Genomic DNA, 11,912 nt, shown 5'->3' on the forward strand with positions numbered 1-11,912 from the left:
CTTAAATGGACTACTAAAGCCTTTGACTTAATAAGTAGTTTGTGAACCAATGAGAGAAAACAAGGGGATCGGAATGAATCAAGAAAAAATAAGTGGACTTCAGCTTTTTTATGTAATAGTTGGCTTTGAGATTGGGAATACATTAATTTATGGTTTAGGTGCGGGAGCGAAGCAGGATGCTTGGCTCGTTTTATTGTTGGGTATGATTGGTGGGTTAATTTTAATGTATGTCTATACAAAATTAGCATCCTATTATCCTGGGGATACATTGGTAGAGATGATTCCAAAAATTATTGGAAAATTTCTCTCATATCCAATTATTATCCTTTATATCAGCTATTTTACCTACCTTGGTGCAAAAGCTTGTCGGGATTTTGGTGAATTACTAGCTTCGACAATCCTAGATGAAACCCCAATGATTGTTGTAATCATTAGTTTTATGGCATTGATGATTTATTGTCTTCGTGGAGGACTCGAGGTATTTGGTCGGATGGGGGAAATTATTTTTCCTGTTTACTTATTTTCTATTTTACTAATCTGGATTTTACTTGTAACAGTTGACCAATTTACTCTCTCGAACTTACTACCTGTAATGGGTAATAGTGTTCAACCTATTTTGAAAGAATTGTTTCCAACTGTTTTGACCTTTCCATTTGGAGAATCGATTATTTTAACCATGTTTTTTCCTTTTCTTACAACCAAACATAAGGTTAGAAAAATCGGCATGGCAATTATTCTCGTATCGGGGGTTTTATTAACATTTAATCTCATCATGATCCTTTCTGTCCTTGGACCTGAAATCTATAGCACGCAATTTTATCCGCTTCTCTCAGCTACCCGTATGGTCTCGATTGCAGACTTTCTTGAAAGATTTGATGCATTAATTATTTTATTGATGGTTGCGGGAGTATTTTTTAAGATTGGTGGCTGGACATACGGAGCAGTAATAGGTATTTCGCAGTTATTTAAACTGAAACAATCACATTCAGTGACATTTGGAATAGGTACCATTATTGTCCCCTTATCTCTTTTAGCAGCAACCAATCAAGTTAAATATAATGAAATTGGATTAGAATTTGTAACCTTTTACGTACATATTCCATTACAAATTGTTTTGCCTACTATCCTTCTTTGTATCGCATTCTTTCGTCATAAGTATGAAATTAGCAAAACTGCATAAACGTGCTCAGTTTATTTCGAAATGTATAACATTTCCTTTGTTGGAAAATAGTAAAAAAGAGATACCTTGTAAAACTGGAGTTATGACGCTTACTTTATGTAGAGTTTTTTATATGCTAATAGGGAGTTATCCAATAAATGAAAAAGGAAAATATAAGTGGAATCCAGCTTTTTTATCTAATGACTGGCTTTGTTTTAGGTACCGCACTCATCTTAGGAGTAGGTGGAGAAGTAAAGCAGGATGCTTGGTTATATACAGTAGTAGGAGTAGGGAGTGGCCTTATCCTGATGGCCATATATAGTCGGTTATCCACTTATTATCAAGGTGATACATTGGTTGAAATGTTGCCCAAAATAATTGGAAAATCTCTTTCATACCCTATTATCGTGTTGTATCTCGCACATTTTACATATTCAGCTGCTAGAGCATGTAGAGAATTAGGAGATTTAATTGGATCTACCATATTAACAGAAACACCAACCATCGTAATAATTGGTAGTTTTATGGTGTTGACGGTATATTGTCTTGCAGGTGGACTAGAGACTTTAGGGCGAATGTCGGAAATTGTTTTTCCTATATATTTCTTTTCTCTCATACTAATCTGGATCCTTTTGCTAACGGTTGAGCAATTTAACATGGGGAATCTTACTCCTATCCTAGGACAAGGTGTTTTGCCATTTTTGAAAAAGTCCATACCGAATTCCATCAACTTTCCATTTGGAGAAACAATCGTAATTATGATGTTTTTTCCATTTCTAGCTAATAAGAAGAATGTAAGAAAAATAGGAATGTTTAGTGTTCTTTTAGGTGGGTCGCTACTTGCCTTAAATTCGGTCATGGTCATATCCGTAATTGGTCCTGAAATTTTTAATGTCAACATTTTCAACTTTCTCGCAGCTGTCCAAATGGTTTCGGTTGCAGATTTTCTCGAACGATTTGATGCTATTGTTATTTTAATGATGGTAGCTGGAGTGTTTTTTAAGGTTGGAGCTTTTACGTTAGCAGCTACAATCGGAATCACTCAATTATGTAACGTAAAACAGACACGTACGATCGTACTTGCACTTGCAACCGTTATTACCCCATTATCCCTTATAAGTGCAACGAGTTATATAGAACATTTAGAAATTGGATTCAAATACTTTATTCCCTATGTACATACCCTATTACAAATCATTATTCCATTCCTGTTGTTATGTATAGCAATCATTCGCAAAAAGCTTGAGAAAAAAGAACGTTCCCAGTGATGGAAGGTTGTGAACCATGAGAGGTTATAGAAGGTTGCAGAAAGAGTATTTTTCTAAGACTAAAAAACAAAGCCAGGACAATCAACAGGAAGTAATGCCTGAACAAAACAATGAAAAAAACCTAACAGGGAACCTGCAAGAGGTTGGTAAGGAAATTAAGAGACTTTTTGAAGGAGCAGCCGATTTTAGTTATCGTGAATTCACTTTTAATGAAGGTAATACAGCAATGATTATCTATCTCGACGGGCTCATCGATATTGAGAAGATAGAATTACATGTGATTACTCCTTTAACAAAAGTTAATACTTCAGAAGATGAGCGGAAAACGTTAGAAGTGGACCATGTGTTAGAAAAGTTAAGCTCGGCAAATGTAAAGCTAGGTGATACTTTACAAGCGGTCATTGACCAAATTTTAGTTGGGAATACAGTACTACTAATTGATGGAATTACTAAGGCTATTTTTGTTAGTGAACAATTATGGGAGCAACGTTCTGTCAAAGAGCCTGTATCAGAAGCTGTGGTTATGGGCCCAAGAGAAGGATTCACAGAAAATATCCAAACAAATATGAGTATGGTACGAAGACGTTTAAAAACACCAGAGCTTAAATTTGAGGGAATGGAGATAGGAAAATTATCGAAAACATCGGTTATGATTACCTATCTTGAGAATATTGCACAATCCTCAGTTGTTGAGGAGGTTCGTACTAGATTAAAGCAAATCGATATTGATTCAATTGAGGACAGTGGGTACATTGTAGAATTTATTGAGGACAACCCTTATTCGGTGTTTCCGCAAGTACTACAAACAGAACGCCCAGATAGAGTGGTAGGAAATCTATTAGAAGGAAAAGTCGGTATTATTGTTGAAAATAGCCCTTTTGCACTTATCGTTCCCGTTACCTTTTTTCAAATGATGAACTCACCAGAAGATTATTATGGTAGATATATCATGTCTTCGTTTATACGATTTATTCGATATTTATTCTTATTTGTTGCATTGTTATTTCCCTCCATTTATATTGCCGTTACAACTTTCCATGTAGAACTTTTGCCGACTAATTTGTTGTTTAGTGTAGCGGCTTCAAGAGAGAAGGTCCCATTTCCAGCAGTTGTTGAAGCACTATTAATGGAAATAACTTTTGAAGCATTGCGAGAGGCTGGACTTCGATTGCCAAGACCAATTGGATCAACCGTCAGCATTGTAGGAGCATTAGTAATTGGGCAAGCTGCTGTTGAGGCGGGAATTGTATCTGCACCATTAGTTATAGTTGTTTCAACTACCGGTATTGCCTCCTTCATGTTTCCGAATTACCCATTAACAGGAGCAATACGGCTTTTGCGTTTCTTAATGATATTTTTAGCTGCAACGTTAGGATTTTACGGCATTTTACTTGGAGTATTTTTTATATTAGTACATCTTGTTCAGCTTCGTTCCTTTGGTGTCCCTTATTTGGCACCAATGGCCCCATTTAACCTAAATAATATGAAAGACATATTCATTCGAGTTCCATGGTGGAAGATGGATGAACGCCCAGAGCAAACAGGGAAGAGAAATAGAAAGAGGTTAGGTGTTCGACAACGAAAATTTTGAAGTGAAAGTGAGGAAAGCACTGATGAAAAAGATCAGAATGCTTCTGTTAGCGGTAATCTCACTGAATGTGTTAACAGGCTGTTGGGATCGTCTTGAAGTAAATGATATCGCAATTGTTACTGCAATTGGATTAGACCTTATTAAAGACGACCAGATTCGCTTATCACTACAAGTGGCCATTCCAGCAATGTTGGGACCAACCGGAGGTAGTGGAGGGGGAGGTCATGGTAAAAGTACATTTGTTATTTCGGAAACTGGTAATACTGTTTCAGAGGCGTACCGAAACTTACAAATGAAGATTTCAAGACGTATCTTTTTTTCACAAAGTAGGGTTTTATTAATTGGAGAGGACATGGCAAAGAAGGGTATTGCCAATATCATTGACTTTCATTCCAGATACCATGAACCCCGAATAAATAGTTATATCATGTTCACAAAGGGTGAAGCTACGGATACATTAAAAAGTCTCCCGAAATTAGAAAGTGTTTCTTCTGAAGAAACAAAAGAGCTTGTTAAGCTAAGTGTAGGGTTATCCGTTTATGTAAGGGATTTTTTGAACATGCTTCTTACGGATGGAATGGAACCATTTGCCCCCGAATTTGCCCTAACTTCATTAGAAGTAAATGAAGAGAAAGGTTCGGAAAAAACCCAAATTTTAAATGGGGTTGCAGTGTTTAAAGATGATAAACTAGTGGGTTGGTTAAATAAAGCTGAAACTAGAGGTATGCTATGGGTTCGGAATGAAATGAAGACTGGCGTTGTAACCGTAAAAGTCCCTGAGGAAGATGGGGGTGGGAATATTAGTATAGATATCATTCAAACACAGGTCGATGTTATTCCAATTATGGAAAAAGACAGACTCTCTATAACTATTGATGTTACAGCAAATATGAATGTCATGGAGAATGATTCAAAACTAGGTTTAGATGATTCTAAAGTAATTGAAGAACTGCAAAAGAAAGTTGAATCAGAGATTCAGGAGAGAATACAGTTAGTCGTTGATGTTGCTCAAAAGGAATACCAGTCTGATATATTTGGATTCGGACAAGCTATTTATAAAAAGTATCCAAGGGAATGGAATGCAGTCTACAAGCATAACTGGGAACAGGAATTTACGCAACTAGAGGTAGAAATTAAACCAGAGGTGTTCATAAGAAGAATCGGATTGAGTAAAAAATCAAATGAAATCTGAAAGGGATTATGAAGTTGATTAAACTATTGACGGTGATTCTTATATTTGTTGTACTCTTTTCTTTTGAAGCTAGAATGCTGATAAAGAAAAAGGAAATCAAAGAGCTATTTGTATTTTCTTTTTTACTTCTTATCGGATTTGTATTAAGTATCATAGCAGTCACCAAATCATATATTTAACGTTTAAAATACAAAAATCCCCGTTTTATTGGTAATAATGTAGTCACCCTTTTATAATAAGAGAGATAACGTTTACACACAAAATGGGGGAATGATTGTGACTCAGAAGGTAAAGTTTGGAATTGTAGGATCGGGACATATAGCGCATACACATATTAAAAGTATCTTAGAGAATAAAAATGCAGAAGTGGTTGCCATATATTCGCGTAATAAAGGGACTGTTCAGGAGCTTGGAGATACATATAACCTAAGAGCTTTTACTGATTACCAGGAATTTTTAACTACCTCCGGAGTTGATATCGTTTCCATCCTGACACCTCATGGAACACATGCTGATCTAGGAATAATGGCAGCAAAAGCTGGAAAACATGTCGTCGTGGAAAAGCCAATTGATGTTTCTATGGAGAAAACAAACCACCTTATCGAAGCCTGTGAAAAAGCTGGAGTAACATTAAGTGGGATCTTTCAGCATCGTTTTAATGAAAATGTACGCAATCTAAAGAAAGCTGCAGAAAATGGGGACCTTGGACAAGTAAACTTCGGTGCTGCTAGAACTACCATCTTTCGTTCGCAGGAATACTATGATAGTGGCAAATGGCGTGGGACTTGGGATATGGACGGTGGAGGACCCCTTATTAATCAAGGCATCCATTATATTGATTTACTTCTTTATATTATGGGGCCAGTTGAAGAGGTCCACGCTTATTGTGCAACACGGGCACATGAGCGGATTGAAGTTGAGGATATAGGAGTTGCTACTGTGAAATTTAAATCAGGTGCACTCGGATTAATTGAGGCAAATACAACAGCATATCCTGGCTATTCTTCTACTCTTGATATATTTGGTACGGATGGTAGTGTTGTACTTGAAAATGGTAATGTAAAGGAATGGAATTTTAAAAGTGGCTTAGAATATGAAGTTCAACAAAAAGGGAATGACACAACGTCGAATAAAACTTCATTTATCAGACAATATGAAGACGTTGTTCAAGCCATAATTGAAAATCGCAAACCACTTGTAACAGGTCTGGAAGCGAAAAAGTCATTAGAATTGGTCTTAGCCATGTATCAATCTGCACGAGAAGGACGACCAGTAAAATTAGGGTTGTAATAATTTATAAACTAACACGAAGCATGAATTTGTAAGTCTTACAAGTTCATGCTTTTTTTTATTCATTTCCTAGATTTCGGACAAGAAGGAAGAGGAGCGGTAAGCGACTATCTCCTGAGAAACCTTTCCAACAAGAAATGTCTATTGAAAAACAATGCGTTTTCTTTTATGATTAGAAGAGGTTAGTTTGTTTAGTAGCCGAATTAACTTAAAATAAAATATTTTCTTGGTATAACTTTAAAGGATATTGATAGTGAAGATGAAAGGATGACAGATATGAAGACATTTATTACTGATGATTTTCTTTTGTACAATGATGTAGCAAAAGAGTTGTATCATAATGTGGCAAAACATTTGCCAATTATAGATTATCATAACCACTTAAACCAGGTTGAGATTTTAGAGAATAAGAACTTTGATAACTTATCTGAAATATGGCTCGGTGGTGACCATTATAAATGGAGACTAATGAGAGCGAATGGTATCACTGAGGATTTCATAACAGGTAATAAACCTGACTATGAAAAATATTTAGCATGGGCAAAAACTGTTCCAAACACGCTTGGAAATCCATTATATCATTGGACCCATTTAGAATTATTACGTTATTTCGATATAGATGATTTATTAGATGAAACAACTGCTCCTGCTATTTGGGAGAAGGCTAACAAAAAACTAGCTTCTCCTGAGATGTCAGTTCGTTCTATTTTCGAAAAGTTCAATGTTGAATTTGTAGGAACGACTGATGACCCAACTGATGATTTAGCTAGCCATATTAAACTAAAAGATGAAGGGTATAAAGTCAATGTTTCCCCATCATTCCGTCCTGATAAAGGAATAACAATTGAAAAAGATGATTTCGTAGCATGGATTGAAAAGTTAGGACAAGTAACTAACCAAACAATTGAAAACTATGAAACATTCTTACGTGCATTATCATCCCGCGTGGATTACTTTGATGAACATGGTTGCAAGAGCTCTGACCATGGATTAAGCTTCCTTTTCTATGAAGAAGCTACGAAAGAAGAAGTATCAGCCATTTTTGATAAGAAGCTAAAAGGGGATCAACTCTCTCAAAAAGAGGTTGACCAGTTCAAAACATATACATTGGTTACATTAGGTGAACTTTATGCTGAAAAAGGCTGGGTTATGCAGCTTCATATTGGTGCAACTAGAAATAATAACACTCGTATGTTCAACATACTAGGACCAGATGCTGGTTTTGATTCAATTGGAGACATCATGATTGCACAGAAGCTTTCAAGACTATTAGATGCCCTTGATGTTCAAGATAAGCTTCCAAAAACAGTACTTTATAGTCTAAATTCAAATGATAATAATGTATTAGCTGCTATGGCTGGTAACTTCCAAGGGTCTGGAATTCCTGGGAAAGTACAGTTCGGTACAGCTTGGTGGTTCAATGATACAATCGATGGTATGGAAGACCAAATGAGAACATTAGCTAACATGGGATCAATTAGCAACTTTATTGGAATGTTAACAGATTCCCGAAGCTTCCTTTCATTTACAAGACATGAGTACTTTAGAAGAATCCTATGTAATATTTTAGGTACTTGGGTAGAACAAGGTAAAGCACCTAGAGATATGGCTTTATTAGAAAAATACGTTCGTGGAATTTGCTATGAAAATGCAAAACGCTATTTTTCTATCTAGAAATTAATAAGAGATAAAGATACAATAGAGTTTTGAGAGCGTAAAGACAAAATGGCAGTTTTTGAGAATGTTCAAAAGCTGCCATTTTTGGAATTGAGGAAATAGATAAAGTTCTTAAGATTTGAGGATATGCGTTTCGACATCCAGTTCCAGCGCCTAGCACCTCGAGGCAGACTCGTCGGACTTGCAGGATGTGCTGACATCAACGAACTCCACAGGACGTTGTGGATGTTAGTCGGTGTTGCTCTTTTGAGGCGCTTGCACCTTTGGTCATGAAGGGAGTGATGAGTGATACTCGAGTTTTTTAATATAGTAAGGGATATTATACTGCCTATATTTATCATTATAGCAATTGGATATGCCCTTCAAAGAAAATTCCAAATGAATGTATCAACACTAGCTAAAATAAATATGTACTTTTTGGTACCGGCATTTATCTTTGTGAAACTGTATAGTACAGAATTGTCGTTTCAATTATTTGGGTATGTTTTAGCATTTTTCATTGCGGTCATTATCATACTTTATATTATATCTGTTATTACAGCGAGGCTAATTGGACTAGAAAATGGAAAGAAAGTGTCATTTTCAAACAGTGCGATTTTTTTTAACTCAGGTAACTATGGAGTCCCTGTGAATGATCTCGTATTCAAGGGTGACCCTTTTGCAATGTCCATTCAAGTGATTGTGTTAACATTGCAAAACATATTAATCTTTTCATATGGTGTCTTTTCTTTGCAGTCTGTTAAGATTGGGAAGATAAAAGCATTGCTAGGGTATTTTAAAATGCCAGTCTTATATGCAATGTTAGCGGGTATTCTATTAAACTATTTACGAATTCCAATACCTTCATTTGTATGGGTGCCAGCAAACTATATAGCTGATGCAATGATTGGGATTGCGTTATTTACATTAGGTGCACAGGTTGCGCAAATCAAATTCAATGCTGGATTATCGAAGGTTTATTGGAGTTTGTTCATTCGTCTTTTAGTTGGTCCGGCAATTGCATTAGGAATGATATTTTTATTTCATATTGATGGGATATTTGCTCAAGCACTTTTTATTGCGTCAAGTATGCCTACTTCAGTTAATAGTGCGATTATTGCGGAGGAATATGACAATTATCCGGGATTTGCTGCCCAAATTGTATTGTTCTCGACCTTATTTAGTTCGATTACAATAAGTATTGTGATTTATCTATCAAGGTTATTATTCTAGAAAATAAAAATAACCCTGTCATTTTACTGACAGGGATTGTAAAAGTTTGTATAAGAAAATAGCAAATTTAGTACCTACGGATAAAAGTGTCTATACATAGTAAAGACCCTAACCCCTCGAGGTTTCTTTGTCAGACTTGCACTTTTGTAATTAAGCGGTTTGTTTTTCTGAAATGGTTAACTGAATTTCAGGAACATCTAAAAATCTTTGTATACCTAATGCGCAAGCACCGGCTACACATGAGTCGTTACCAAGGTCAGATAGGACAATCTCACCATATTCACTCACGGTGGAGACTAAGTGGCCCTTTATTTTTTCTATAGACTCAGGGTATAACTTTAGCAATTGGCTATTAATCACAATCGTTTCAGGATTGTATAAGTTTATGATGTTATTAAGGCCAATCGATACATAGCGTAAAAATTGGTCTAGTAAGCTATTAACTATCGCATGGTTATCTGATTTTAGTAAGCGATTAATATCTGTTATAGACAAATTGGTTAGACCGAGTTCTTCTTCTAAACTTTGGATGAGCCTTGGTTCAGCAGCATACATCTCCCAACAACCGTGATTTCCGCATCTGCATTCATCACCATTGGGGTTAATGATCATATGGCCCATCTCTCCAGCATAACCATGGAACCCTTTTTGTAACTCACCATCAACAATTATGCCTGATCCAATTCCAGACGTTAATATGACAGTGAGGAGGTTTTTGCTGTGATGATGTTTATAAACCTTTTCCGCATATGCAGATAAGTTAGCATTGTTTTCTACAAATATAGGAATACTTAATTCGTTTTGTAAATCTTCTTGGATGTTTTTCGTATGCCACTTGTATCTCGGGATAAAACGTATACTTTGATTTGTTTTATTTACGGTTCCGTGTATACCAATCACAACATTAACAATACCAAAAGGTTGGTCTGAATATTCAAGTTGGTAAACTTTAATTCTTTTAATTATTTCTTTTATAATAGATTCATAATCTGCAGAATCATTTTTGTATTCGTGTACGGCTACCTGTTTTCCATTAATATTGGCAATGGTATATATAATTGATTTGTAATCCAAATCGATCCCTAAAACATAGCCCGCATCTTCATTAATTGATAGCATGATCGGTCTTCTTCCTACTGAACTATGCTCCTGCTGCGTTTCCGAAATTAACCCTTCATCTAAAAGGTCAGCTACCTGTACGGATACTGTTGCTTTGTTCAAGCCTGTAATTTTTGCTAATTCCGCTCTAGATATTAATCCATGTTCAATAATCTTTTGTATAATTAAACTTCTATTTATTTTCTTAATATATTGACTATCCCCTGTCACCATTTTGACTACTCCTTTAAACCAATTCAAGTTACAAAAAAATGTTAAACAAACAATGTAAAGGTTTACAAAATAATAGTAATTAATTCGTTTGCTAGATAATCTAATTATAACAGATAAAGGGGAATTCGCCATGGAAATTCTTCGGTTATTGAATAAACTTTTAACTAGATAAAAATGCCATAATTTTGAAAGTAGCTAAAATTCGTCAAAAATTTTCCTAAAGTGCATTAAAAAAAGCATTCTGAGTCAATTTTTTATAGAAATTAAGCTTTCGAGGTCAAATAATTTCATATTTTTTGTGATATGATAAGTTTGTCAACATGATTGAAAGGAATGGTAGTGGTGAGACAACCCATATTGCCATTGTACCGATTAAATGGTAGGCAAGACTTTATACAGGATTACCATTCTCATCAGGAATATGAAATCTATTTTTTTCATAGTGGTTCTTGCCGTTATTTGATTAAAAATCAGATCTATGATCTAGTGCCAGGAGACATCCTCTTAATGGATGGAAAGTCCCTGCATAAACCGATTGTATCTCCTGAAAAAGAGTATATTCGTAGTGTTATACACTTTTCACCACAATGGATTGAAAGCGTTCTGAAAGAGCTACATGCTTTGGATTTGCTGGATGTATTTCGCAAACTACAGTATTGCCTAATTAGGACAAATGAAAATCAACAATCTATGCAGTTGGAGAAATTAGTTTGTTCACTAGACGAATTATATAGATTGTCAAATAACGACTCATCTAGGAATGAAACCGAAATGAAGGTCCTACTTATTCAAATATTAATTCTTGTGAATAAGATGGGACGGGCAAATTCATATAGGGAACCCGAAACAAAGGACGATAAGACTGACTACGTTGAGAATATCGTTACCTTTATTCAGGAACATTATATGGAGAAACTCACAATTGATTCAATTGCAAAATCACTTAATTTAAGCAAGTCATATCTTTCTCATTTATTTAAAGAGATGACTGGATTTACAGTTATGGAATATTTAATGGCTACACGATTAACACAGGCAAAATACATGCTCGTATTAGAGTCAGATAAGCCTTTAAAGGATGTAGCATTTGATTGCGGATTTGAAAGCGCATCGCATTTCAGCCGTTATTTTAAACAAAAAGTTGGAATATCCCCAAAGGATTATCGTAAAGGAACAAAATAATAAAGCTAT

9 protein-coding genes are annotated in these 11,912 nt (G+C 35.4%); 8 read left to right on the forward strand and 1 reads right to left on the reverse strand.

Annotated features, from left to right (window positions below; genetic code table 11):
* Nucleotides 1–73 precede the first annotated feature (73 nt).
* The 7 genes from ACWNMY_RS14885 (at nt 74) to ACWNMY_RS14915 (ending at nt 9,389) form a co-directional block, all read left to right on the forward strand.
* Nucleotides 74–1,180, forward strand: a complete 1,107-nt coding sequence (locus ACWNMY_RS14885) for a GerAB/ArcD/ProY family transporter (protein ID WP_449539051.1) — start codon at nt 74–76, stop codon at nt 1,178–1,180.
* Nucleotides 1,181–1,317: 137 nt separating this feature from the next.
* The gene (locus ACWNMY_RS14890; RefSeq protein WP_449539052.1) at nt 1,318–2,427 is read left to right on the forward strand and encodes a GerAB/ArcD/ProY family transporter; all 1,110 of its coding nucleotides are present in this window, start codon (nt 1,318–1,320) and stop codon (nt 2,425–2,427) included.
* Nucleotides 2,428–2,443: 16 nt separating this feature from the next.
* Nucleotides 2,444–4,018, forward strand: a complete 1,575-nt coding sequence (locus ACWNMY_RS14895) for a spore germination protein (protein ID WP_449539053.1) — start codon at nt 2,444–2,446, stop codon at nt 4,016–4,018.
* A gap of 22 nt (nt 4,019–4,040) precedes the next feature.
* Entirely contained in the window at nt 4,041–5,210 is a 1,170-nt protein-coding gene (locus tag ACWNMY_RS14900) for a Ger(x)C family spore germination protein (RefSeq protein ID WP_449539054.1), read from the forward strand.
* Between the two features lie 276 nt (nt 5,211–5,486).
* The gene (locus ACWNMY_RS14905; RefSeq protein WP_449539055.1) at nt 5,487–6,500 is read left to right on the forward strand and encodes a Gfo/Idh/MocA family protein; all 1,014 of its coding nucleotides are present in this window, start codon (nt 5,487–5,489) and stop codon (nt 6,498–6,500) included.
* A 276-nt stretch (nt 6,501–6,776) separates the two neighbouring features.
* Nucleotides 6,777–8,174 (forward strand): glucuronate isomerase, encoded by a 1,398-nt coding sequence (uxaC, locus tag ACWNMY_RS14910; protein WP_449539056.1) that lies wholly within the window; start codon nt 6,777–6,779, stop codon nt 8,172–8,174.
* 291 nt (nt 8,175–8,465) lie between these two features.
* Entirely contained in the window at nt 8,466–9,389 is a 924-nt protein-coding gene (locus tag ACWNMY_RS14915) for an AEC family transporter (RefSeq protein ID WP_449539136.1), read from the forward strand.
* 150 nt (nt 9,390–9,539) lie between these two features.
* Here ACWNMY_RS14915 and ACWNMY_RS14920 read toward each other — a convergent pair whose 3' ends face one another.
* The gene (locus ACWNMY_RS14920; protein WP_449539057.1) at nt 9,540–10,721 is read right to left on the reverse strand and encodes an ROK family protein; all 1,182 of its coding nucleotides are present in this window, start codon (nt 10,719–10,721) and stop codon (nt 9,540–9,542) included.
* A 342-nt stretch (nt 10,722–11,063) separates the two neighbouring features.
* Here ACWNMY_RS14920 and ACWNMY_RS14925 point away from each other — a divergent pair, with 342 nt between their 5' ends.
* Nucleotides 11,064–11,903: an AraC family transcriptional regulator gene (locus tag ACWNMY_RS14925; RefSeq protein ID WP_449539058.1), complete on the forward strand. Its 840-nt coding sequence runs from the start codon at nt 11,064–11,066 to the stop codon at nt 11,901–11,903.
* Nucleotides 11,904–11,912: the final 9 nt, after the last annotated feature.

The organism is Ferdinandcohnia sp. Marseille-Q9671, assembly GCF_976954385.1.